The 24,172-nt window shown below is 42.0% G+C and carries 25 protein-coding genes; 5 read left to right on the forward strand and 20 right to left on the reverse strand.

The window, feature by feature from the left end:
• Positions 1-2: 2 nt before the first annotated feature.
• The 5 genes from ACXX53_RS18755 to ACXX53_RS18775 all read left to right on the forward strand — a co-directional run bounded on the left by ACXX53_RS18755 (position 3) and on the right by ACXX53_RS18775 (position 3,721).
• A complete protein-coding gene (locus ACXX53_RS18755; protein WP_458570217.1) occupies positions 3-1,307 on the forward strand; it encodes an ABC transporter substrate-binding protein in 1,305 nt (434 codons plus the stop codon).
• Between the two features lie 431 nt (positions 1,308-1,738).
• Positions 1,739-2,461, forward strand: a complete 723-nt coding sequence (locus ACXX53_RS18760; RefSeq protein WP_458570218.1) for a glycosyltransferase family 2 protein — start codon at positions 1,739-1,741, stop codon at positions 2,459-2,461.
• On the forward strand, positions 2,458-2,793 hold the full coding sequence (locus ACXX53_RS18765) for a DUF2304 domain-containing protein (protein WP_458570219.1): 336 nt from the start codon (positions 2,458-2,460) through the stop codon (positions 2,791-2,793). The genes ACXX53_RS18760 and ACXX53_RS18765 overlap by 4 nt, the downstream gene beginning before the upstream one ends.
• Positions 2,786-3,130 (forward strand): EamA family transporter, encoded by a 345-nt coding sequence (locus tag ACXX53_RS18770; protein WP_458570220.1) that lies wholly within the window; start codon positions 2,786-2,788, stop codon positions 3,128-3,130. The genes ACXX53_RS18765 and ACXX53_RS18770 overlap by 8 nt, the downstream gene beginning before the upstream one ends.
• Before the next feature lie 135 nt (positions 3,131-3,265).
• The gene (locus ACXX53_RS18775) at positions 3,266-3,721 is read left to right on the forward strand and encodes an AraC family transcriptional regulator (protein ID WP_458570221.1); all 456 of its coding nucleotides are present in this window, start codon (positions 3,266-3,268) and stop codon (positions 3,719-3,721) included.
• Between the two features lie 64 nt (positions 3,722-3,785).
• Here the strand turns inward: ACXX53_RS18775 and ACXX53_RS18780 are convergent, their stop codons facing one another.
• The 20 genes from ACXX53_RS18780 to ACXX53_RS18875 all read right to left on the reverse strand — a co-directional run bounded on the left by ACXX53_RS18780 (position 3,786) and on the right by ACXX53_RS18875 (position 24,170).
• Positions 3,786-4,259: a hypothetical protein gene (locus tag ACXX53_RS18780; protein WP_458570222.1), complete on the reverse strand. Its 474-nt coding sequence runs from the start codon at positions 4,257-4,259 to the stop codon at positions 3,786-3,788.
• Between the two features lie 39 nt (positions 4,260-4,298).
• Positions 4,299-5,102 carry an extracellular solute-binding protein gene (locus ACXX53_RS18785; protein WP_458570223.1) on the reverse strand — a complete coding sequence of 268 codons (804 nt, stop codon included), beginning with the start codon at positions 5,100-5,102 and terminating at the stop codon, positions 4,299-4,301.
• A 391-nt stretch (positions 5,103-5,493) separates the two neighbouring features.
• On the reverse strand, positions 5,494-6,972 hold the full coding sequence (locus ACXX53_RS18790) for an Lsa family ABC-F type ribosomal protection protein (protein WP_458570224.1): 1,479 nt from the start codon (positions 6,970-6,972) through the stop codon (positions 5,494-5,496).
• Between the two features lie 524 nt (positions 6,973-7,496).
• Positions 7,497-7,658, reverse strand: a complete 162-nt coding sequence (locus ACXX53_RS18795; RefSeq protein ID WP_458570225.1) for a hypothetical protein — start codon at positions 7,656-7,658, stop codon at positions 7,497-7,499.
• Positions 7,659-7,754: 96 nt separating this feature from the next.
• Complete coding sequence (locus ACXX53_RS18800) at positions 7,755-8,483, reverse strand: hypothetical protein (RefSeq protein WP_458570226.1); 729 nt, start codon at positions 8,481-8,483, stop codon at positions 7,755-7,757.
• 176 nt (positions 8,484-8,659) lie between these two features.
• The gene (locus ACXX53_RS18805; protein WP_458570227.1) at positions 8,660-9,466 is read right to left on the reverse strand and encodes a MerR family transcriptional regulator; all 807 of its coding nucleotides are present in this window, start codon (positions 9,464-9,466) and stop codon (positions 8,660-8,662) included.
• Positions 9,467-9,833: 367 nt separating this feature from the next.
• A complete protein-coding gene (locus tag ACXX53_RS18810; protein ID WP_458570228.1) occupies positions 9,834-10,178 on the reverse strand; it encodes a putative quinol monooxygenase in 345 nt (114 codons plus the stop codon).
• A gap of 293 nt (positions 10,179-10,471) precedes the next feature.
• Positions 10,472-10,924: a GNAT family N-acetyltransferase gene (locus ACXX53_RS18815; RefSeq protein ID WP_458570229.1), complete on the reverse strand. Its 453-nt coding sequence runs from the start codon at positions 10,922-10,924 to the stop codon at positions 10,472-10,474.
• A gap of 217 nt (positions 10,925-11,141) precedes the next feature.
• Positions 11,142-11,948 (reverse strand): class I SAM-dependent methyltransferase, encoded by an 807-nt coding sequence (locus tag ACXX53_RS18820; protein WP_458570230.1) that lies wholly within the window; start codon positions 11,946-11,948, stop codon positions 11,142-11,144.
• A gap of 325 nt (positions 11,949-12,273) precedes the next feature.
• Entirely contained in the window at positions 12,274-12,813 is a 540-nt protein-coding gene (locus tag ACXX53_RS18825; RefSeq protein WP_458570231.1) for a cysteine hydrolase family protein, read from the reverse strand.
• A 48-nt stretch (positions 12,814-12,861) separates the two neighbouring features.
• The gene (locus ACXX53_RS18830) at positions 12,862-13,239 is read right to left on the reverse strand and encodes a VOC family protein (RefSeq protein ID WP_458570232.1); all 378 of its coding nucleotides are present in this window, start codon (positions 13,237-13,239) and stop codon (positions 12,862-12,864) included.
• 224 nt (positions 13,240-13,463) lie between these two features.
• Positions 13,464-14,708 carry a DUF4153 domain-containing protein gene (locus ACXX53_RS18835; protein WP_458570233.1) on the reverse strand — a complete coding sequence of 415 codons (1,245 nt, stop codon included), beginning with the start codon at positions 14,706-14,708 and terminating at the stop codon, positions 13,464-13,466.
• Positions 14,709-14,732: 24 nt separating this feature from the next.
• A complete protein-coding gene (locus ACXX53_RS18840; protein WP_458570234.1) occupies positions 14,733-14,954 on the reverse strand; it encodes a helix-turn-helix domain-containing protein in 222 nt (73 codons plus the stop codon).
• 10 nt (positions 14,955-14,964) lie between these two features.
• Positions 14,965-15,447 carry a DUF2975 domain-containing protein gene (locus tag ACXX53_RS18845; RefSeq protein WP_458570235.1) on the reverse strand — a complete coding sequence of 161 codons (483 nt, stop codon included), beginning with the start codon at positions 15,445-15,447 and terminating at the stop codon, positions 14,965-14,967.
• Positions 15,448-15,716: 269 nt separating this feature from the next.
• Positions 15,717-16,613: a hypothetical protein gene (locus ACXX53_RS18850; RefSeq protein WP_458570236.1), complete on the reverse strand. Its 897-nt coding sequence runs from the start codon at positions 16,611-16,613 to the stop codon at positions 15,717-15,719.
• Between the two features lie 56 nt (positions 16,614-16,669).
• Positions 16,670-18,334 (reverse strand): DUF4091 domain-containing protein, encoded by a 1,665-nt coding sequence (locus ACXX53_RS18855; protein ID WP_458570237.1) that lies wholly within the window; start codon positions 18,332-18,334, stop codon positions 16,670-16,672.
• Positions 18,335-18,365: 31 nt separating this feature from the next.
• A complete protein-coding gene (locus tag ACXX53_RS18860) occupies positions 18,366-20,420 on the reverse strand; it encodes a hypothetical protein (protein WP_458570238.1) in 2,055 nt (684 codons plus the stop codon).
• Between the two features lie 203 nt (positions 20,421-20,623).
• Positions 20,624-21,511, reverse strand: a complete 888-nt coding sequence (locus ACXX53_RS18865) for a carbohydrate ABC transporter permease (RefSeq protein ID WP_458570239.1) — start codon at positions 21,509-21,511, stop codon at positions 20,624-20,626.
• Between the two features lie 14 nt (positions 21,512-21,525).
• Positions 21,526-22,383: an ABC transporter permease gene (locus ACXX53_RS18870; RefSeq protein ID WP_458570240.1), complete on the reverse strand. Its 858-nt coding sequence runs from the start codon at positions 22,381-22,383 to the stop codon at positions 21,526-21,528.
• 107 nt (positions 22,384-22,490) lie between these two features.
• Entirely contained in the window at positions 22,491-24,170 is a 1,680-nt protein-coding gene (locus ACXX53_RS18875) for an extracellular solute-binding protein (RefSeq protein WP_458570241.1), read from the reverse strand.
• Positions 24,171-24,172 lie beyond the last annotated feature (2 nt).

Genomic DNA, 24,172 nt, shown 5'->3' on the forward strand with positions numbered 1-24,172 from the left:
ATATGGTGAGGAAAGCGATAATATTAACATTCATTTGTGCATTACTTCTTACTACAGGTTGTCTCCATGAGCAAAATAAAGAGCCGATAGTTATATCTATTAATTACCCATCAGAGAATTTGTTTTATAAGATGTATGGATATGACTTTGAAAATAAATATCCTCACATTACTGTTAAGGTAATTGAGCATGACTTTACAGATACGACTCTAGATCCTGATTCAGACATTATCTTCTTTGATAGATTACAAATATATCAACAGTATATTGAAGACGGAAAACTCCTCTCATTAGATCAAAAAATAAGAGAGAGTAAATATCCAATATCGGAAATGCCGCAAGTCATAACTCACTCTCTACGCTCGAATATTGATCATGCTTATTATGGATTAAGTCCCTCTTTTATTAGTTACGCTCTCTTTTTTAATAAGGATCTTTTTGAATCTTTCGGGGTTCCTATGCCTACCAATCAAATGACGTGGGAAGAGATCTTCGAATTGGCTAGCTTATTCCCGAATTACACCAATGACAAGGATAGACTATATGGGTTTAAGTCGGATTATTACACTTCAATTGCCATAGCTATGGTGTTGGAAATAGGTAAGACAGAAGGGCTTCGGTTTATTGATCCTAATTCATTTGAAATAAGCTTTGATTCTACCGAATGGAAAGATATTTTCCATCAGGTTGTTAAGGCGTTTCGTAGTGGTGCAATCTACGATAAAGAAGACTCCATGACAGGTAATGTCGAGCCTTCTCCCATACTGGCAGGTCAAGCCGCTATGGAAATTCAGCCTTACTCGATGGTTCATAATTTTGAGGCATACAGCAAGCATCAAGGGGGTACAACAATTAATTGGGGATTGGTTACAGCACCAGTATCGTCAAAGTCGAGAGATGAAAGTATTTACTATGATATACAAGAAATATATGCAATATCGTCAAAGACACAGAAACATGAAGCAGCATGGCAGCTTATTGAATTTATAACTAGTGATAAACAGAACATGAAATCGAACGTGGAAAGACAATTTACATCGGGTTTACCCGCTAATATTAATCTAATTCAGGATCACTACACTCAGGACCTAACCCCACTCTATATGCTGAAGCCTGCAAATCAAAGTCATAATCCTTACGATTATATTCATCATGATATCATTAATGCTTTTAAAGAAGTCGGAGAGGTTATCATCAGAGATGCTATTGATGAAAAAATCACAGAAGACGAAGCCCTTGAAAAGTTAGAGACGGAGGGACAGAATGCTGTTAACCTCGCTCGAGAAAAATTGAAAAATAGGGATTAGAATCAACCTTTATTCAGCTTGCCCTGTTCTAAAAGACTTAGCAAAAGCATTCTGCGAGCACTCCACCTTATGGGCTATAGTGATTATGTGTATCGGCACATTGAGCATTTCAAAGGTGAACAGCTCCAGAAATACTTACAAAAACAAAAGCGCCAATTCAATATTCCCGCATAGAGAGGACTTTGGATCATCCGTTCTCTCTTTTTTTGTGCATATTTTCACTCCCCCTCTTGCAATTCTACTCTTCTATTCATGATGAAAAGGCTATTGTTGCACAAAATGGAAAGATTAATATAATGGGATAGAAGGAACTTATATCCTTTTTCATCATATTGCAGAGCTTTCTTTATACAACATGCTTCTTTATTTTCAATTCATAGGATTAGGGTCAGAAGACATACAAATCAAGTAACCACGTATTAGGTGGAAGGATGATTAACGTGAATACAGGGAAGAAGCTCGTCATTATTCCAGCCTATAATGAGGAGAACAGCATTGGAGCCGTGATTCAAGATATTCACGCACATGCTGCTGATGTTGATGTGTTAGTGATTAATGATGGATCTACGGATCGAACTGCTGAGATAGCATGCTCTCACGGCGCCAAAGTACTGACGATGCCCTTTAATGTTGGGATTGGCGGCGGAATGCAGACTGGTTACCAATATGCGTTGAAATACGGTTATGACATCGCTGTACAAATGGATGCTGATGGACAGCATTGTGCGGAAGAGCTGCCTAAGTTGTTCAAGCAAATTGAGCACCATGATCTTGTCATCGGCTCTCGCTATGTAGAAGAAACGTCATACAGCTCGACGGTGATGCGGCGGATCGGAATGGTGTTCTTCACTGGCTTGCTGCGTGTCGTCGTGGGTCAGCGATTCACGGATACGACCAGCGGTTTCCGTGCGGCTAATCGCAAAGTTATCGCCTTATATGCAGATTATTATCCAATGGATTACCCGGAGGTAGAATCGATTGTCTATCTGAAGCGCAAGGGATGCAAGATCGCAGAAGTGAAGACAGAGATGCGAGCACGACAAGCCGGCAAATCTTCAATCACTCCTATAAAATCTATCTACTATATGATCAAGGTATCGCTGTCTGTCATCATGTGCGCTGCCCGTCTTAAGGAAGTGAAACAGCCATTATGAGCATCTATTTATTATCTGTGCTGCTGTCATTAACGTTTTTGATTATTGTACTTGAGCTGGTTAGAAGACAGAAACTAAAGGAACAGTATTCCCTGTTGTGGATAACGTTTGGTGCAACGCTGACAGTGGTATCTTTGAATGTCACGATCGTGGAGCAGATCGCACAGTGGCTAGGTGTTAAATATGCGCCTGCAATGCTATTCCTATTCGGACTTCTATTCTGTTTTGCCATCATGCTGCACATGACGATCGTCATTACCAAGCTAAGCAATCAAGTGCTGCGATTGGCTCAAGAATTGACGATTATGAAGGAGAGCAGACAACATGAGTAAGACGCTGAGTTATGGCTTGCTGTTCAGTAATATTATACTTTTGGTAATCGGGCAAATATTATTCAAGATTGGATTACAGCAGAGCGGGGGCTTACAATGGGTGAAGCTGGCCTTATCACCCGCCATCTGGGTTGGATTGATGCTTTACGGTGTCGCAACCATAGTCTGGTTTATCGTGTTATCCCGTTTACCGCTTGGCGTTGCTTATCCGATGCAAAGTCTTGCTTACGTGCTGGCCATGTTCGCTGCAGTATGGTTGTTCGGCGAGGAATTGACACTCACCAAAGTCGCAGGTGTCGTTGTTATTTTGTTTGGCGTATATCTGATTGCAAAGTAAACACTAAGTCCCTATCTCACTTTTGGCCTCGATAAAGGGGTCATTTTTGTGTTTTAAAAAAACAAATGAAACTATTTTTATATCGTGATAGCATTCGGGATGTAGTAAATATGAATACAGAAAGGACAAGAAAAGATGAATATTACACTCGAAACTCTTCCAACCTATCGTATCGCATACGTGCGACAAGTTGGTCCATACGGCGCTGCCAATGTTCAACCTATGCAAAAATTGAAGGAATGGGCTGCGGCAAAAAATCTGCTCTCCGATACATCCATAATCCTTGGCATTTCACATGACAACCCTGAAACAACTCTGCCTGAAAACTGCCGCTACGATGCCTGCATCATCATTTCAGACGATTATCAAATTGACGGTCTCGTCAGCGAAGGCGAACTTCTTGGTGGAAAATATGCCATCTTCAAAGTCAAACACACAGCGAAAGACATTCAAAATGCTTGGAGCGAAATTCTTTCTGAGTTGTCCAACTGTGGTTATCAGATTGACGATCGGCCCATTTTTGAAAGATACATTGGAGAGTTGGTTGCCAATCATTATTGCGAAATCTGCGTGCCTATTAAATATATATGATTTGATGGTTTTACGGCAAAAGAAAAGAAGGGAACGACCGTGACTGATCGTTCCCTGGACAAGCTTATTTAAATTCTGTTTTGCTGTTTACGACAAACCATACATCTTTTACTCCTTGCCCGTTTACATCCCCTTTTTTCTGGTCGTTCACAAAATAATAGAGAGGAAAGCCTTTGTACGTGACCTGCTTCTCTTTGTTGTCTTCTCTTGTGATCGTAGCGAAATCCTTTTTGTCGAAACCTTCAGGGACGGCGAAATCCTTCTGGGTAAATGCCGGCCAGTTTACCAGGCAGTCTCCGCTGCAATTGCTTTTTCCTGCTTCGTCCTTCGTGAAGTAATACAGGGCCATTCCCTTTGAATCCGCTAGGTACTCTCCAGCCTTCTCATTCTTCAACAGCTGGAGGCTGTCAGCTGGGGCTTTTTCCGTTTGGGCTTGATTGGATTGACCCGTCGTTGCTTTTTCCTCCGTGCTTTTTCCGCAGGCAGCCAAAGCAAATACAACCGAAAGTATCACGAGAGCAAAAATTCCTTTTTTCATGTAGGTTCCTCCTAGTTTTATTGAATTTAAGAATAGTCCTTACTTCCAGCCCCATTTTTGAAAGATTTGATGAGATTCTTCTGTTCTTAAATAATCAATAAACTGTTGGGATTCTTTCTTTTGATCGGTGAAATTCGTCAGGGCGATCGGTGTTCCACGATAGAGCTTTTCTGCTTCGGGCAGTTCGACCAGTTCGGTCACATCCTGAAGCCGGTAATGCCACGATTCATAAGTAATCCAAGCGTCCAAGCTGGAGTTCGATTTCCATCGTTCAATGGCTTCGGCACTCGACTTTACAGAGAGATCAATATTTTGGGAAATGCCTTCGATCAGCCCTTTTCTGCCCGCCATGTCTTCCCACAGGCCAAGCTGGCCAGCCCCATTCACATCGATTATTTTTACTCCCTTTTTCGTTAAATCCTCCAGGCTTTCAATCTTCTTGGGATTTCCTTTCCTCACCAATATCCCTGCAGCACGCGAGTAAAGCTCCGTTCGTGATTTCGTGTCGATCATATCGGGGTGGTTAAAGATGAAGTCCTGCAGATTATACTCGGAGCCGCCGAAAATAATATCTGCATCCTGCTTGGCCTGGTCGATCCATTTGCCCTCTGGTCCGGCTGTTACTTCCACCTTGATTCCCGTTTCAGCTGAAAAATGTTCAGCTGCTTCCTTGATCGGTCCAAGTGGTCCGCCCGGTCCGTACACCCGGATGACGTGATCACTTTGGCTGGAAATTGGTGACGCTTGGGACGCCGGCTTAAAGTCCATTTCTGCATAGGCTGACCATCCGGCTGCCGTTATGGCAAAGAGCATTAGTGCGGATAGGATCACGGTCTTCTTCATCATTCTTCCTCCATTTCACACCTGATTTTTACCGGTATTATCAAAGGAAACGAAGGGAGGCTGTAAACGGTTTGATGAAAATTGATAAATAGTTATAAAGTTCCATGAACGTATTGTAAGTTAGTCTGCTGTGCCTGCCTAAGGATGGTCCGCAAGGGTCATTGCTTGTAGGGATTCGTGCCTCAATTGTTGCAATCAACATTTACCCCTTAAACAGGAAAAGGCCCCGATATAATTTCATCAGGACCTTTCTAGCTAATTATTGTGTATTTGAACTAACGTTCCTCGGGTTAGTTGAATAGGAGGCTCATAGATATTTTTTATTAAATATACGCACCCTATAGTTTTATAAACTGATTTACTGATTATATCCTCAATTCTTCATATCCAGCTACATAGATATCGTTTTTGTTGCAACTGTTTGTTGAAATGCCTGATCATGCTCAACAATAACCATTGTAGGATTAAATCTTTGAATAAGCTCTTCAATCTGCATGCGCGAATAAATATCAATAAAATTTAACGGTTCATCCCAAATATATAAATGAGCTTTTTCACATAAACTTTTGGCTATAAGTAGCTTTTTCTTTTGTCCACCAGAATAATGAGATATATCTTTCTCAAATTGAATTCGGTCAAAATCCATCTTGCGTAGGATGGATTTAAATAATGTTTCATCAATCTCATGCTCTTCAATAAAGTCCGATAAAAGTCCCTTCAAATGAGAAGTATCTTGTTGGACATAGGAAATGATGAGGCCAGAGCCTAAATTCATTGAGCCTATATGCTGTATCGGATTTCCTAAGATTAGTTTTAGGATACTACTTTTTCCGCTTCCATTTTTTCCATCAAGTACTATTCGGTCACCTTGTTCAACTTTAAAGCTAATTGGCTTATTCACTATTTGGTCATCGTACTTAACAGACACATCAGCCAAAACAATCAATTCATTTGACTGAAATTCCAATGGTTCTAATTTTAATGACTCGGTTTGTTCCACATTTTTTAGCAGTTTTGACTTTTCCTCAATAGCTTTTTGTTGCCTTGATTCAATGTTCTTTGCTCTCTTCATCATCTTTGCCGCTTTATGTCCTACGAAACCCTTGTCCAACTTAGAACCCGAATTCGTTGTCCCATTTTTGGAAGCCTCCACTCGATTAGACCAATCCGCAGAACGCTTTGAAGACTGTTTTAATCTCCCTATGTCTTTTTGTAGACGCTGATTTGTTGCCTCTTCGTGTTCCTGCTGTCTATCAAAATTTAACTTCCAAGTAGAATAGTTACCACTTTGAACTTCAATATTTGCTCTATTTATAGATAAGATATGGTCAACGCATCCGTCTAAAAAGATTCTGTCATGTGAAATTATAATAAACCCCTTTTTCTTCCTTAGATAATCAGAGACAATCTTTCGTCCATCAGTGTCTAGATGATTGGTCGGCTCATCAATTAAAAGAAATTGACCCTCATTCAAAAATAGTGCAGCAAGCAACACTTTTGTTTGTTCTCCATTTGATAATGTTTTAAATGGTCGGTACATAACCTCAGCATCAACATTTAGATAGGATATTTCACGAAGAAATTCCCAATCTTCTGCTTGGGGGCAAATTTCTTCAAGGATTTCATAAGTATACTTGTTTTTATCCGAAACTGGATAAGGGAAATAATTAAATTCTACCGAAGAAATGATTTTCCCACTATACTCATAATTCCCAAATAATAAATTAAAGAATGTTGTTTTACCTCGTCCATTTCTACCGATAAATCCAAGCTTCCAATCCGTATCTATTTGAAAGTTTACACCTTCAAAAATATTGTCAAAGCTACCGGGATAAGAAAATGTTAAGTCTTGAACTTGTATCATTGACATAATAATTCCTCCTTTGTATATCAACACTTTTTACTTTTTATACAAAGTCGGCACATCCATCTATTCTAAATTTCTCCGTATAAGTTCGATGGATAATAACGACTTATACGGAGTATTACATGCGTAACAATAGTGTCTGAATCGCTCATTTGTCTCACTCCCATATTTATCAGATTAAAGTTACAGATTAAAAAAAATCAATCTTATCTATGAGAGAATAAAAAATCCTCCCAATTTGTAATTGGAAGGATTAGTCTTTCACTTATATTAAATAAGTTCTTTTATGCCATTGGATCATGACAAATGAAGTGTAAACTGATTAATAAAAATGGATAGACTAACCCTATATTTTGTAGTTTGAAGTTATTCATTTCAAATAAAAATATAGATTAGTTAATCATTGTCCATCCATCAGTCCTCTCATCATTGTATTTCTATATTAACAATTTTTATTATGGAATACAATATCAGCATCATTTCTTCTCCAATTACTGCTTGTTGCTCTTTTGATAATTTCCATATAATTAACCACAAGCAGTATCTATATCAATTCCAAATTGACTTCTAATGGTCACATTAATACCTGATGATTTTAATTTATTGTAAAAATCAACAACATTACCTTCATCAACTTCGCCGAACATTAAAGGAGAACTGACGATTGGGTTAAATCTGAATAAATTCACATGATATAAACGTCCTTCATTATATCGACCTTTTAATAAGACTTATGTTTGTAAAGATTTAGGAAGAACGAATGTTGAATGAATGATATGGTACATTTACATTCCCGCCGCTGCTTTGATTTGTTTTCTTTGCTCCATGATCAACTCATTTAATCTTTCCGTTCCGAAGGCCCCTGCCGAGAAGGCATTCGCTTTCGGATAATAAACCATACGGAATGATGTACCGTCCTCAAGGTGTACGCGCAGAAAAACCCCAGATTCATGCTTTATTTTCTCGTAAACTGCGTTATAGCCGACATACGACAGAGGCAGCAATTCTCGAACGAATTCCGACGACGCTTTCTCGCTGAAGTCGCCGATTGGGCTTCCGTCGTTGCCGCTTTCTAGAGCAACCTTTGCTACTTTACCCTCGATATCCAAGAGCTCCCCTACGGTCTTAGCGTTCGGATTATGAGCCACCTCATAAATTTTGTTGTCTGCGACAACTCGGAATTCGGATTTATAGCCTTTCAGTTCGTAGATAACGGTTCCGACGGGAAGGTAAGCAGCATCTCCGTTTTTGGACACATAATCCGTACACGCATGATCGTCCAACATATAGGCAACTTCACCTACCTTGTTCCCGAGTTGTTCCGTAGTTATTGCTTTGGTTCCATCATATTTTTGATGATATTTGATGTCATTGATCATAAGGAAATCAATCCAGTCAATTACAGCCCTACATCCATTGGATTCGGTCCCTTTCTGAGCCTCGCTGCAACCAACCAGAGCCAATATAAAAAGAAGCACCATTGAAGTTCGACCCATTCGATTCATCCAACCCATTTGAATATCACCTCAATCAAGAGACGTTCTTGCTTATCTCGAAGTTTCAGATGAAATCAATTAATTTTCCAATTTATAGTTTAAAGAGCCTCCGATTAATTTCGGCAGCCGTTCAATTATCGTTCCTAATTAGCGTAATAAAAAACGGAGAATTGTCTTCCTCTTACGGGTTGCTATCAATATTGGGTTGATTGCTTGTACATAATGATACACGCATGTTTGATGAATTCCTGCTCTTCCTTGGACAGCGTGTACATCTGTGGCTTCTTATCGTCAGACAACGCGTTGAAGCTATCCCAAGCCTGCCTCATTCCTTCAAGGATTTCTGGGTCTCCCTGTGATCGACGCGTATTTAGATCCGTTAAAAACCGGGCTAATTCCTGAGCTTCTCGGCTACTCGGATCAGCTTTAGCAGCCACGAGTCGCTTTAGCTCGGCTCGGAACTCTGTATATTGGATATGCGATTCTTCGACGAAATCTTGCCCCGCAAGCTTCTTCAACGCCTCTTGAGAATATGAATTTACCGTCAGATTGTGCATCGCCTTCCGTTCGTCAGACGTCAAATATTTATTGACCCATCCCGGTTTTAATTCCATCTGCATAACCTCCATTATTTTGACGATTGAGTTATAGTCGACTTCGCCTCCATCCACCAGCTTCTCCGTTTCTTCGATAGCGAGTATGATCGAGTCAAGCTGTGTTCGCTTTTCCAACAACATGTCTTTTTGTGTTTGCAATGCAGCCGAGAATTGCTGAGGTCCTGTTTGAATCAGGATCTTGATTTGGGCGAGAGAGAAGCCGAGATACTTTAGAGCCAGAATGTGTTGCATCTTAACCAGATCATTGTCAGAATACATTCGGTACCCAGCCTGCGTATACTCTGTGGGGGAAAGAACGCCTTCCTTATCGTAATATTGTAGAGTACGAACAGTTACGGACGTTTTTTTTGCAAATTCGTTCGTATGGTAATATCGTTGACCCAAGCCATATCCTCCTTTCCACATAAATTTAAAGTATGACGCTGCGTCGTACTCAAGCTTTTTTTATAATTATTTCACCTTCCGTATTGTGAACCCGAGAATTGTCGCCGCTTCAAAGTCTTATTGAAGCAACTTGCCCGTCAGCCTGATAAAGGGTACTTCATTCCGACAATGTAGGTTTATTTGTGTCCCTTGCGCACAATATAGGTTATTTTGTGCCTTTTTTCATGACATAATTTTCTCGACAAACAAAATAAAAGCCTGATTTCTCAAGCTTTCACTAAATTATTTATGTTGGTGGATTTGTGTCCCTAGGCAGGCAGCTGTTTTATTGAACAAACGTGTCCCGTTAGCATAATAATCTACAGAATTAATCTATCTTTTTGTTTGTTAAATTAGTTCTCCACTCATTCGTTGGTGTAAGATAACTAATCATTCTTTCATCAATTAAATCCCCAAGTTGATTCTCATATGTTTTTCTATAAGGTTTAGGAAGTTCTTCTTTTAGCCAACTTTCCTTTGTTCCTTTCCAGATTTCAAAAAGAGTAACCTCATTTGGATTATCAATATCATCTGAAAGAACGGCACTTACAAAAGCTGCTTCATGTTCCATCGCTCTCATATTAGCGGATAATAATTCTTTGAATTCTTCCTTTTTTCCACTTTTAACTGTAAATCTTATATAGAGTATTACGTTTTCTTTATTATTACTCATAAATATCCTCCAACTGAATAAGTTTAGATTTATTATCTAAGTAATCATATCATGTAGTAGACGTTGAGCAAAATGCCATTACCATTGAAAGAACCAAAGTAATTATAAATCTTTTTGAGCAATACTGGCTCTTTTAAAATATGTAATTGTAACTACCGTACATTTTTCGATTGCCTATTGTACTAACCTGCCCGTTAACTTAATAAAATGAGCAGGCTGCGGTAGCCTGCTCAACATGATGTATTATTGAACTAGCGTCCTCGTTAATTTAGTCCAATTGTCACCAGATCACATCATTTTGGGGATATCCATTCATATTGAATATCAGATAAATTCTCTTCATTTTCATGTCCTCTACCAATGACTTTAAATCCATGCTTTTCATAAAATCGTTGTGCGATTTCATTTACTTCAAATGTGTATAATGTTAATTTGCCACTTGATTTATCTTTTACTTTATTTATTAACGTTTGACCTATACCGATTCCTTGATAATCTATATGAATATATAGTTGGTTTATTTCACTCTCATTATAAGCAATCATTCCAACTACTTTTTCATCAATTAACACTAATTCTATTTGAAACTGCTCTGGCAATATATGATTTAAGAAATAAATGTGATCTTCAACACTGTGGATTTCTTTCTGCCCAAGTGCCTTTTCCTTACTATCACGCCACATCTTCACTGTTTGTTCAGCATACTTGGGATTGTACTGAGTGATTATAATTTTGTATTGCTTCACTGAAATACCTCCTTAAGTTTTGTGAACAGCCTATATGTTTTTCCACTGAACTGCCCCGTTGTTGAGAAAAGGCTGCCACATGGCAGCCTTAATGCAAATGAACTATCGTTCCTCGTTAGTTTAGTACCACAACATAATTAAGTCCTGATTTCAGAATGACTGATAAGTAAAGAGGCTCTGCTAGTAAATACAGAGCCTTCTGACACGCTATTAGTGCTTATTTACGAATCAGCTTACGATACCTGTATATATCGCCGCCAGATTTACTAACATGATAAAAAGACTCAAAACCTCTTTTTATTAATTCTTCATCGGGTTCTCTTTTCCTATTATCTTCACCGATGCAATCAATAATGTAACCACCGTTTTTAACAACCCTCGACAGTTCAGCAATTTCAAGGTCATAATTGTCTCCTACTACATGCCCCGACATCACAATATCGAAGGTATTATCTTCATAAGGGATTTGCTCGATTGTGCCGTCTACGACTACAACATTATTAATATTCTCACGTTTGAATTTATCACGCATGTACTCCCTCAGCATATCTGTAGGTTCGCTTGCATAAACACGTTTCGCCTTTTCAGCTGCGGCAAATGCAAGCCTTCCTGTACCGCTTCCTAGGTCGAGAACTACCTTATCCGTAAAATCTGCAAGTTCAAATAGTAACTGTTTATCCCAGTCGCAAATATAATCGCAATTTTGGTTCATAATATCGGGATAAACATAAACGACCGAAGTTTCCATTGCGTGAATTACAAATACCTCTGCTTTCCGAACTTCATGAGGTGTAAGATTTTTGGGCGCCATTGAAATCATTTTTTCAATGGAAGGCTTGCTTTCATGACTTTTATGAGCAAAGTACCATGCTACTGATGGGTTATATGCTAAAGCTATACCTAAGTTATCGCCAAACTCGTCCCATCCAACATACTTGTTACATATCATTCGTACAATCCATCTGTCCATTAACAAGAAGCTGTTAAAAGAAAACTCTTCTGCGTTTATCCAGTCAATTGACATAGTAAACCAATCCTCCATTTTTTAGGAGGGTAAAAGTATAGTCACCCTCCAAGAAATTATGCGAGCGGACAATTTTGTATTTAACATTTGACATCATCTTTTCATCATTTAATACGAGAGCTGGAAAATAACTAAAAAAGCAATATAAAACTGTGCTTTCTATGATTTTAACTGGCGCAAATTGTATTAACAATGTAAACATCTTTTATAACTATTCTGCCCGTTAGCGCAACAAGACTGCCAATCGAGCTGGCAGCCTTGTCATGGTTGAACTATCGTGTGACGTTAGCTTAGTGTGTTACTCAATCTGCTTTTAGTTAACCCGTCATAATAAATATTTAAAAACAGGATAAGAGATGAGATTTCGATCCCTGTAAGTTGATGTTATTACGTCACTATGTGTACTTAAAATTCCGTTTTGTAAAATTACGGATGTAAATCCTCTTTCAATGGCTCCGTTATGGGTAAATAAGACACAATGTTCTGCAGCAAATCCTGAAATGATAATAAATTCTACGCCTTGATTCAATAAAATTTGTTCAAGTTCTGTTTTCCAAAATGCATTCGAATTCTCTTTAGTCAAAATCAAATCTTTATCCTTAATTTGAATTTCAGGAATTGTATTAAATGAATCTCTATCTGATTCTGTCATTCCTTCAGTGTCTTGAATGTGAATGACAATATGGTCTTTAGAACGAAGCATATCTGACACATGGTTGATATACTCGCAAGCTCTATCTATTATTTTCTTTTCTAGACCCTGTAGATGGACTGTTTGCATATCAATAATTAAAAAACCTATTTTCATTGAAGTTACTCCCTCAAAATGTATTTTAAAAGTACTTAATTGAAAAAAGGCTGCCATGTGGTAGCCTTAATGGAATCAAACTATCATGTCCCATTTGTTAAATCATTACTTACATACCATCAATAAATTGCCATCTGGGTCACGAAATGCAAACCAGTGTCCATTTTCAATACCAGTAACCAATTCTACTCCGTTGTCCTTCATGAATTGATAGGAGCTTTCAATGTCATCGGTTGCGAACATAAATGCAGGTGTCTGATAAGTAGGTGGTCCGCCTGGTTCTTTGCCTCCCCACATCGGCATCGTGTCCAAAATAAGTCCTGCACCTTGCATTGGTAGTGGGCACAGATGTCCACTCATTATTTCAGGTATTTCCGAAATGCCGAAGATCTTGCAATACCAATCTCGTGCCCTTTCGATATCCCTAACTGGCATGAACGTCCCACCGATTCGGTTTTTTATTGGACTGGTTGATGTGCTCATAAAGCCCTCCAATTAGCAGTTTATGGTAACTTATTCGATTTCATATGCGTTATTTCCTTTGTCAATCTACAAATATTTAACGGATAGATTCTGAGGTTATTCCAAATATTTCTCTAATAGTTCAACTAATGCAGACAGCGACTTTCCACGTAATCTGTCCGTTACTTCAATTAGCTAAAAAGGAGCTGCCCAAGGCAAGCTCCTCAATTATCGTTCTGCGTTTATTAAAAGATTAAAGGAAATATAAATGTAACGAAAGCTGCCCAAAGTCCGTAGACCGGCAAATACTTAGTAACCGCATCCTGGATGGTTGAAAGTCCGGTTTTGTTAAGTAAAAATCGCATATAGGAGAACATAATCCAAATTAGATTGGCACAGATCAGTATGTTTACGCCTAAAACAGCAAGTCTGTTGGGCGTAATCCCATAAGAAGAGAGCCTGAACACTATGGCTGATAAAGCCACACAGTCAATGATAAGTGCAAGAACGATTAGGCCAAAATTTATATAATCAGAAATGCTCTTTTTCTCGTCAGTGCCACTCTCGGTAATGGAGAATATGGTAACGGCCAATACACTAAGGAGTATTCCGTTGAAGGATAGGAGAAAATCGCGGTCCAAGAATGGATTTTTCCCAACCCAAATCACCGTTATAAGATAGACCAACAATGTGATCAGTACAAGAGGACTAAAAATTTTGGCTATATAGGGTGCTATATTTTTAGCAAGTTTAAGGTTGCTTGATACCAGGTATGCAGCTACAATAGCGAGCGCGGCAGCACCAAATAAAACGACATTTTCAAAATAGAATTGAGATATATCCATGCCGACAAAACTAAATAACCGCATGGTTAATACTGTTAGCAGCATTCCGCTAATTGCCATGCTGGCGTAGAGTATGCAGAATTCCCCATTGAATTTAAGATAGGCTAATCTTGTCCTGCTTATGCCATATTCATTTCCCGTAAATGCAATCCCTACTAATACCCATAAGAAAATGGGCAAGTGTAGATAAGCCAGGATAATACTGTCTTTATTCTCTAGTGGAAGCATATTCATATAAATTCCTGAGAATAGAAATAACGCTACAAGGGTGTATAGAATATTTTTGTTGGCTGAATTCTTGTATACAAAATAGGCGGCCATAAAGGGAAGTACACCAAATACAAGGTTAATAGGGGATATCGCTTGCTGTTCAACAAAATGCATAATGATCCTGGTGCTAATCCCGGCCAGAACTGCTAAAATGCCCATTAATAAGAAATCTTTCTGAAACAAGGATGTTTTTTCTGTATTTACCGTCTCCTTGAAATGCAATCTTTCAAACCAAACGGCAAGAACCTGCGAATCAGGGTTTTGTTCCCAGGCGTATGAGAATGATTTTTTAAAAGCTTCGGGTTCTATTCTAAACATTCTCTCTAGCTCATGGGGGTTATCCATATTATCAATAATCTGATTGTTAATGTCCATGGTTATACTTCCCCTTATAATTGTTTATCCTTGCGTATCATTGTCACTTCTATATTCTAAAATATCGCCAGGCTGACATTCTAAAGCTTTACAAATCCCCTCTAAAGTGGATAATCGAATCGCTTTTGCCTTTCCATTTTTCAATATAGAAAGATTAGCCATCGTTATTCCAACCCTCTCCGAAAGTTCAGTTACGCTCATTTTCCTTTTAGCCAACATCACGTCAATATTGATTACAATCGCCATGTTATTCACCTCAGACCGTCAAATCATTTTCTGATTTTATATCAATAGCCTCTTTTAAGAGCCTTTGAAGAACAGCAGCAAAGAATGCAATCACCATTGAAGCAAAAATAATGACCAATCCGATTACTATGACGCCCGGAGCGTCGTCTTTTTCCCCAATGAGATAAAAGAGCGGCATGTCTACAACATACAAGATACTGATTGTAACTGCACAGTATTTTATAGTCTTTAAAGCCTCTACAGATAAATCCGAGAAAGCTTTATTCTCGTCAATATAGTTCAAAAGTTTAAAAGCTTGATACAGAGCAAAGTAAAAAGGTATTGCTGTGACATACAAACCGATAAAAACGAGATATTTCAGAAAAGTCATATCTGGATATATTTCTACTGCATAATTCGCTATCTCAGGCACCAAAAAGATACACAAAGCAAGAACAGGAATTCCAATAATAATAACAGCTATCTTTAAAAAGATTGTTGTTCCTCGTTTCACAAAAAAGCACCTCACATATGATTAAATTCAACTCGACTTTAGCACATGATTTATCGTTTTGCAATAAATAAATTCTAATATTAGATATATTATTGTTGTTTTCCAAAAAAATATTGAAAAAAAAGCCGAGGGAAAACAGGATCGAATACCTGCTTCTCGCTCGACTTGCAGTAGGACTATTTATGCTTTACTACAACTATTTTATATCATATTAACGCAGTGTCGTAATGTATTATTTAGATATAAAGTAAGCTGTCCCTCTTTATCTTTTAGAAATTGATAATGACAATAGCCGCTAAGCCGAGTGTAAGTCCGATTCTCCCAACACGGCTGAGATGTTCACGGAAGATTAGCACGGAGCACAGGGTAATGGAAACAAGGATGCTGCCCTGCACAAGCGGGAACAGATAAGAGCTCGGTACGAAGCCTGATAAATAGGTCATGATCAGATTGCCAATCAGTGAAGTAGCTGCTAGCAATACCATGGGTAAAATATTGTTGCGCAGCAAGGTGACTTCACCCACTAAAGACATACTCATCTTAGCGTTACGTACCATACACATGACTCCATAAGCAATTGCGTAGAAAACAAAGGCTGAACAGAACCCCACAAGCATCAATCCATCCGATTGTGTACCCTCCATTTTATATTGATGAACCTTCTGAATGACGGCGAGTGATCCGTTGCACAAGAAGGTAAGCAAGCAATAGATCTTCCATTTCTGACTAGTCTTGTTACCGCTCCTCGTATCTGGGTTTACATTAATAAAGTAGAATGCTGCCAGAAAAAGCATAATAGCTGCGATGACAGTTACCTTTAACGGTTCATCAAAGGCAATGATACCTGTCAACGCGGGAATAATCATACTGGCGGAAAAGTAGAATGCCGTATAAGAAAGAGGTCCTATACTAATAGCTAGATTGTAAAAGATAATCGTGAGCGTAAAGACAAGACCGAACATGATTCCAAGCAGCAGCGTATCACTACTAATAAGGAGTACCTTTGGTTGAAATAGACTGTAAAGCAGTAATCCGGATGATGCGATCAGAGTGAATCCGGTGTTGATGAGCAATCTTTGACGAAGATTGTCTGCTCTGATTAGCTTCATAGATAAGGTTTGTGCTGCAAACAGCAAGATCGTCATGGCAATTAGCAAGATAGTCAACAGTATTTCCTCCATAATTCTTATACCTTCATGATGATTGGAACCTCTTTACGCTCTTAAGTATAATAACTTGCTAAGACTTGATTGATCCGCTCTCTTGCCGCTAAGAGCCACACTCCACGATCCCTCGGGTATACAGCGAACGTCAAAGGTTCACTCAGACCCTCTTCCATAATGGCTATGGTTGCTTCCTTGCCAATTTTCTGTTCAAGTAATTCTAGTGCGCGCAAATCCTGTAGCCCTTCATAAAGAACTTCCAATCGAATCGATTCAATCGGGCCTTCTTCACCCGGATATACCAAGTAGGCATCTCCTGAAGGAAATGCATGCTCCGCGTCAGTCGTACGATACGGATCCAGCTGCTGATTCAAGGAATATTGCGAGTACCAGAAGTTATAACCCCAGTGCAGGAAGCCTTGTAATCTAAATTTATACAATTGAAATCCGATTATGCGATTTCTTGAAGATGGCATGTTAAAAAACCGGTTTGATACTTGTTCACCTTGGGCGCAGCAATAATACGTCCAAAGGTCTGGAACCTGATGCTCTAAGAAAGGCTCAATATGGGTATTCGCTGGAATCGGTCTTTTTACCAGGCCCTGCTTATACAACTCTAATTCGGACAAGGCGTCCATGATCGGATAACCTGATAAGTGCTTATGAATGATTTCACTTGCAGCTCGGTACGATTCCAAATGTTCCTCTCCTGGTTCATCTGAAATATGGAACCAGCTCTGCTGATCTAGGCCATGCTCTTTCAAATATCGATCTAAACAAGGTAAAAATTGATCCAAGAAGCTACGATACTCCGCTGAGGATGCGTTAGTATCCCAACCGAATAACTGTTGCTCTTCACCTTGAATGGTTACCATGATCTTCGGTGCACACTTTGCACCCCATTGGGTGAATAAATGAGAGAACTCAAAATATTGGAAGCCAAGCCGACGGCACATCGTTACCCAACGAGTAAGTAGATCAAATCCAAATTCATAGGTATCTCCCATTTTAGTCACGGATATGAGTTGAACCGTTGGACGTACTCCACCAATGGCTGTATCCAAAGGTGGTGTGAACAACGGGGTCAAGATCATGTTCATGCCATGCTTAACCATCGTGTCTGCATAACGTTCAATAAGTGCCCAGTGAGCTTCACTAAATACTTCGACACCATACTTTGTGGCAAGACAATCTACATGAAACCATTCCGTATGAATCAACTGTTGCGGCGGTAGTGTAGCAGGGATAACGGTTAACTCGAATACATCTGATTCCCTTAATAGCTGTCCTTCAGATGATCGAAATAGGACCTGAATAGAATGAAGCCCCGTAGTAATCACGGATTCATCCAATGTTATCGTCACCCATATCGAACGCCATTGTCCTGAGACCGAAGATACGGATTGCTGATCTAGCTTATATAATGGATCTGGATAGAGTCCCGGCGTGGTGCGTAATACATCTGTATCATGGTTACTGAAACAAGGCATTTCCGAGGGAACAAGTCCAACCGATCTTATACATATATGGTCTGAAAGGGATGACTTTATCTCTACATCGATGTTCTTCAGAAGTGTATCTGAGGTATAAGCGACTTGGAACGAAAATGTCTCTCCAACAAGTGCGGTTGCACGACTATAGGATTCATGATTTGGCACTTCATCTGCAAATACCTTAGCCAACGAACTTAATAACATCGTCTGAAATGGCTGCGAAGCATTCATCGTTTACTTCACCTCTTTATCATCGCAAAGCTTACATCGCCTGATCGCTCAACCGCAAAACAAGCGGCTGCAGCGTAGCGAAGGCTCCCCGGACATTCAACATCACCTTATCCTTCGACGTCACGTTATCGGCTTGATCCAGCAACTCCCACACACCGTCGTCCTGCAATCGGTATGCATAAGATTTGCTCCATCCCGCGTCGATCGCCAGCGTTACTTGCTCAAGCGGATCCAGGCTTAAATTGTAGACGGCAATCAGCTTATCGCCGGTTTCCGGATTTTCTTGAGCGCTGACGAACACGTTCGGTTCCTTGACCGCGTAAACCGGCAGATTGCTCCGACCCAGCCATTCCGTAATGCCTCTAATTTGTTCCTTGCGCTTGTAATTGTAAATAGAAGCGGACGCGTTCTGCCGTAAATCGTACGCCATCACAGCAACCCGGCCGCCCAAGCTGTTCTCATAGAGAGTGACGGCAGGAACGATCGCTTCTTCGCTGTCGTTCCAGAGCTCGGACATCACACGAACCTCCGGATGTTTGGACGAGATGTGGAAAACGCAGGGATACTGCTGAACAGGTTGAGCCAGATTGACAAAATACATCATCGTTCCAGCCCCGGGCTCCGTCCACTCATCCAGCTTCGTCAGCCGTTCGCTTACGAGCGTATTGCAAAGCGCAACTTCAAGCTCCGTCACCTCGACACCGAGCAGCTCCCCGTATCCTCTGCGGCAAGCGTACATAGCGGCAAGCCCGTCCAGAAATACGCCGGAGCCCAGCATTTCGCGCAGCTCCGCGTCCGATAGATCGAGAATATCCTCGCCGCAGATCATGACCGGACCTTTCCCGGTACGAGCGGTATAAGGGATCCCCATCTTGCCTAATACCGAAGCCCACGCCGATGTCACAATCACAGGGGGTTGGTTCCCGATAACAAGTCGGTGCGCGTGTGCATGAGGTCGGTACAGCACATGCGGACCCGCCATGCGGAAGCCTTCCACGGAACGCTTCAGTTCGGTAAAAAACGCCTTGTTTCGGGCGATCATCCGGAAGTAGCCTTCATCCTCGAGAGGTCCGTCCGTATATTGCGTAACATAAGACAAGGAGCCGTCAAACCCGTAGAACAACGCCAACGACATCAGCGCGCGCAGCTTGGCCGCCGAGAAAAAGAACCGTGAATGCGGAAACGGATCGGATTCGTGAATCAACTCGAACTCATCGCCCAGCGTCTGCTTGGAATACAGCATATGGAATGTTAGCGAAGCAAACTGATCCGCCCGATCGCTGCTATAATCGCTGCCAAACAAACGGACGAGCGGCTTCGTCCCCCCTGCGAGCGCTTTGGCTACGTCTTCTGTAAAATCGCCGTCCAGATCGCAAACATAAGATTGGCATAATGCCATGCGCGTTTCTGGCGCAATCTCGTCAACCGATCTCCGCATGCTGCTTGCCAGTTCCACAAGCGAATCCTTCATCAACCCTGCCCACACTTTCCGGTATTCCACAGCTTGATCGCCGCCTGAACCGAACAGCGCTTCCAGCTCTTCTCTGGAAACCTCTTTGCCGACAAGCTCGGAAAATCGCTTCATATGCAGCGGACAGAAACAGCCAAATCTGACCACACCTTGATTGCTCACTTCATAATCGTCTTCGATGAAAATATATGGTGGTCTGCCTCGCTTCACAATCGTTTGCATATATGCGCCCATTGAGGCTATGAACTGTTCGTCCAGCGGACAATATCCCCCTTTGGAAACAGCCCCGTCGATGCCCACAATTTTTTGCGCAGGCGATTCTCCCTCCGACGGTAACGGTTCGATCGACAAGCTCGGCGCGCACCACCATCCAACTTCAATGCCGTCAGCCGCCAAGCGGCGCCCCACTTCGCCGAGAAGATCGCCGAACGCTTCGAACGCTTGGAGGATTGTAGCCCCTTTTGCCTCCCCATCCCATATCGGAAAAACGAGAATGAATCGTCGCAGCCCCGCTTCCCGGTTTAATTTTCTCATCGCTTCTATCATTTGTTCTTTCTTATCTTTAATAAATAAGAACGGAACGATCGGATCAAAGGAATAATCTTTCATCGTCAAAACATATCACCCTTTCCCAACAGGATTAGCATAATTCTAATGACCAAGGGCTGTTTCCATCGATATGAACTCTTGTGGCACAGCCCTTGGCCGCTGTTATTGTTTTTTCAAATAGTTACAAATGGCTTGAGTTGCCTCTCTTGCCCAAGGGGAAATTTGCGCATCTTCAGCATAGTTATGCGATTAGGGAGGTGGTTGGTTCATTATTCCTTTACGCTCCCCATCACGATGCCTTTCATGAAGAAACGCTGCAAGAACGGATAGGCAAGCAAAATCGGAAGTGCCGCTATAAAGATTTGTGCTGCCCTGCCCGTTCGGCTGTTCACGCGGAGAAACTTCTCGGCTTCTTGCGCGCTCATCTCTGTCAAATCCCTCGAAACGATCGTTGTCTGCAAGAACGTCTGCAGCGGATAATGCTTCGGCTGATTCATGTAGATGAGTCCGTCGAACCAACTGTTCCAATGCCAAATCACCGTGAACAGCAGCACGGTCGCCAGCGCGGGCAGCGATACCGGCACATAGATGCGCCACAGAATCGTCCAATGATTCGCACCGTCCAGCTTGGACGACTCCTCCAGCTCCTTCGGAAGATTGCGGAAGAAGTTGAGCAGCAGCACCACATTAAACACAATAATCGCCGACGGTATGACAAGCGCCCAGATCGTATCGATCAATCCCGTTGACTTGACCACCATGTAAGTAGGAATAAGTCCTCCGCTGAAAATCATCGTAAAAACGAAATACCACGCATACACCGTACGAAACCGAAACTGCTTGCTGTCTTTGGACAACGGGTACGCCAGCAGTGTCATAAGAATCATGCTGATTGAGGTGCCCATAAAGGTGCGCTGCAACGTTACCCAGAACGCTTGCAGAAACTCTTTTTTCGCTAATGCGGCTTTATAGGAAGCAAGGGTAAACTCGACTGGCCACAGATTGACCGCACCGGCCGATACGGCCTGGGCCGAGCTTAGTGAAACCGCGAACACATGAATGAGTGGAAACAGGCAACTGAAAGCCAACAGCGTCAGGAAGACCATGTTGCCTATCGTAAACAGCCGGTAGCCGATACTTTGTCGATACGACGGCATTACAATCACCTTCCTTAAAAAATTCTGTAGTTGGCAAACCGATATGCCAAGTAATACGAGATCGAGATCAGCACGAACGAAATAATCGACTTGAACAAGCCGACGGCGGTAGCTACGCCGTATTGGAACTGCTGCAAGCCGATACGATACACTAATGTGTCGATAATATCGCCCGACTCGTACACTTGCGGGCTGTACAGATTAAAGATTTGATCAAATCCGGCATTGAGAATATTTCCGAGACTTAACACGGCCATCAGCACGATAATCGGCGTCATACCCGGCAGCGATACGTGCCAAATTTGTCGCCAACGTCCTGCGCCGTCCGCTTCCGCCGCTTCGTATAGTGTCGGATTGATTCCGGTCAACGCCGCCAAGTACACAATTGTTCCGAAGCCGAATTCTTTCCAAACGTCGGACATCACGACCGTAAACCTAAACCAGCGATTGTCACCGAGAAAATAAATCGGCTCGATGCCAAGCCAGCCGAGCGCCTGATTGACGATTCCCGATGTCGGGGACAAAATATCGATCAAGATGCCGCTCAAAATGACCCAGGACAAAAAATGCGGTAAGTAGACAAGCGTCTGGAACGTTCTGCGAAAAAACGATTTCCGGACTTCATTAAGCAAAATTGCCGCCGTGATCGGAACGATAAGGCCAAGCGCCATTTTCATCACGGCGATCACGATCGTATTAACAATAATGCGCGACGTATCCGGCATCAGAAAGACATACTTGAAATTTTCCCACCCCACCCACGGCGAATCGAAGATGCCTTTGGCGGGCAAAAACTTCTTGAACGCTATGACGGTGCCTGCCATCGGTCCGTAGCTATAGATCAGAACGATAATCAGGCTGGGGAGGACCATCAGATGCAGCAGCTTGTTTTGTCTCCATTCTTTTCGTAACAGTTTGCTCTCCTCCTTGAGGAAGGGAGAAGGTTATGAAACATCCCCTTCTCCCCCCGAAACCATTCTTATTGTTGCGACTTGTACCACTCGTTTACTTCAGCCGTAATTTGATCGCCGCCGAGTTTCTTCCACTCGGAGATGAAATTATCGTATTCGTCCACGGACGAAGCGCCCATAATAATTTTGGTAATTACTTCGTCCTCCTTCGCCTTCAGCACGCTCATTTTGTCGCCCATCGTCGCCGTAGGCGCACCGTAGAATTCGTTAAAGTGGAACAGTCCTTTCTGGAACCCGTCAAACATCATTGCAAAGGTGCCGCCTTCCTTGACGATCATATAATTGAGCCAGCTCGAAAAGGTAACCTCACCTTCCATGTACAATTTGGCCTGTTCGTATCTGACATTGCGGTCTATATCCACGCCGAGCTGCGATTTATCGCCGGTTTTCAGCGCGCGCGGGATTAGCTCTCCAGACAGAACAAACGCATCCATAGAGTTTACGACAATCGGATTGATGTCCCAGAAACCGCCGGTTCTATCATTATCTTTGCCGAACAGAAGTACGCTGTTCTCTTCCGTCGGATGCAGTACTAAATCGGTCCATTCGTTCAACAGCTTGATAACCGCTTCCGGGTTCTTCGCATTCTTGTTGATGACATAGAATCTATCGACAGCCGCACTGGTCGGGCTGAGCGCAGGCTGATCGTCAACGGAAGGAATTGGGTAGACCTCCCAATCCTGCACAAGCTTGCCGTCTTTCACGGCGCTTTCGAGAGCGGCGCTGTACCAGAATGCGCCATATGTCAATCCGACACGGTTGTTCGCGATCAATTCGAGCTCTTTGCTCGTACCCTTCACACCGAATTCAGGATCGATCTGTCCCGCCTTGAGCATATCCTGCAACTGCTTTAGCACCGGCTTCATATTCGGATCAAGACTGCCGTATTGCAGATTGCCGGAGGCATCCTTCACCCATTGCTGCGGGTACACGTGATAACCGGCGAAAAATCCGGACAACGGCAACGACTTGGACAAGGACAGACCGTACGCCTTCCCAGCGCCACCCGTATCGCGCTTCGAGAAAGCCTCCGATATTGTGAGCAGATCCGCCATCGTCTTCGGCTCCGGCAAGTTCATCTCCTTCAGCCAATCCTTGCGCACCCAGACGTAGCTCATCGAGTTGTACGGGCTGCCCGTCACGGGAATCGCCATCAGCTTGCCATCGAAGGTAGCTGTTTTCAACTGGCGTCCGCCATCTTTCGTAAACTCGTTCTTCGTATCTTGCGAAGCGGTCTTATCCCACAGCTCCGTCAAGTCCATAATCATGTCATTGTCGACCAACTGCTTAATATCGTTGACGCTGACTTTGTAGAAATCCGGCAGTTCGTTCGAAGCAATCGCAATTTTCAGCTTCGAGTCGTAGTCACTAACCGAATTGACGACCCAATTGTTTTTCAGCTTAATCCCGAGCTTCTGCTCGTAATAATCGTAAATCGTATTCTTGTCGATGTTATCGCCTGGGTCGTATTTTTGCTCTACGTCGATGGCGCGGATCGTAGTCAGTTCAATCGGCGGATCGTACTTGCCGAGCGGATCGATTGCCTCCGGACTTTGGACTGCGCTTGCAGAAGGCGACTTTGAAGCTTCCGGTGAATTGTTTGCTTGCTGGTTGCCGCTGCAGGCAGTCACCGTAAGCAGCATTGCGGATAATAACACGGCTAATCCGCCTTTGGCATAACGTTTCATAG

The sequence above is a fragment of the Paenibacillus marinisediminis genome, from assembly GCF_054343325.1.

Bases quoted from the DNA above. Each gene is read 5' to 3' on its own strand.
- ACXX53_RS18755 (WP_458570217.1), top strand. From the start codon at position 3: ATGGTGAGGAAAGCGATAATATTAACATTCATTTGTGCATTACTTCTT.
- ACXX53_RS18760 (WP_458570218.1), top strand. From the start codon at position 1,739: ATGATTAACGTGAATACAGGGAAGAAGCTCGTCATTATTCCAGCCTAT.
- ACXX53_RS18765 (WP_458570219.1), top strand. From the start codon at position 2,458: ATGAGCATCTATTTATTATCTGTGCTGCTGTCATTAACGTTTTTGATT.
- ACXX53_RS18770 (WP_458570220.1), top strand. From the start codon at position 2,786: ATGAGTAAGACGCTGAGTTATGGCTTGCTGTTCAGTAATATTATACTT.
- ACXX53_RS18775 (WP_458570221.1), top strand. From the start codon at position 3,266: ATGAATATTACACTCGAAACTCTTCCAACCTATCGTATCGCATACGTG.
- ACXX53_RS18780 (WP_458570222.1), bottom strand. From the start codon at position 4,259: ATGAAAAAAGGAATTTTTGCTCTCGTGATACTTTCGGTTGTATTTGCT.
- ACXX53_RS18785 (WP_458570223.1), bottom strand. From the start codon at position 5,102: ATGAAGAAGACCGTGATCCTATCCGCACTAATGCTCTTTGCCATAACG.
- ACXX53_RS18790 (WP_458570224.1), bottom strand. From the start codon at position 6,972: ATGTCAATGATACAAGTTCAAGACTTAACATTTTCTTATCCCGGTAGC.
- ACXX53_RS18800 (WP_458570226.1), bottom strand. From the start codon at position 8,483: ATGGGTTGGATGAATCGAATGGGTCGAACTTCAATGGTGCTTCTTTTT.
- ACXX53_RS18810 (WP_458570228.1), bottom strand. From the start codon at position 10,178: ATGAGTAATAATAAAGAAAACGTAATACTCTATATAAGATTTACAGTT.
- ACXX53_RS18820 (WP_458570230.1), bottom strand. From the start codon at position 11,948: ATGTCAATTGACTGGATAAACGCAGAAGAGTTTTCTTTTAACAGCTTC.
- ACXX53_RS18825 (WP_458570231.1), bottom strand. From the start codon at position 12,813: ATGGCAGCCTTTTTTCAATTAAGTACTTTTAAAATACATTTTGAGGGA.
- ACXX53_RS18830 (WP_458570232.1), bottom strand. From the start codon at position 13,239: ATGAGCACATCAACCAGTCCAATAAAAAACCGAATCGGTGGGACGTTC.
- ACXX53_RS18835 (WP_458570233.1), bottom strand. From the start codon at position 14,708: ATGGACATTAACAATCAGATTATTGATAATATGGATAACCCCCATGAG.
- ACXX53_RS18840 (WP_458570234.1), bottom strand. From the start codon at position 14,954: ATGGCGATTGTAATCAATATTGACGTGATGTTGGCTAAAAGGAAAATG.
- ACXX53_RS18855 (WP_458570237.1), bottom strand. From the start codon at position 18,334: ATGAATGCTTCGCAGCCATTTCAGACGATGTTATTAAGTTCGTTGGCT.
- ACXX53_RS18865 (WP_458570239.1), bottom strand. From the start codon at position 21,511: ATGCCGTCGTATCGACAAAGTATCGGCTACCGGCTGTTTACGATAGGC.
- ACXX53_RS18870 (WP_458570240.1), bottom strand. From the start codon at position 22,383: ATGGTCCTCCCCAGCCTGATTATCGTTCTGATCTATAGCTACGGACCG.
- ACXX53_RS18875 (WP_458570241.1), bottom strand. From the start codon at position 24,170: ATGAAACGTTATGCCAAAGGCGGATTAGCCGTGTTATTATCCGCAATG.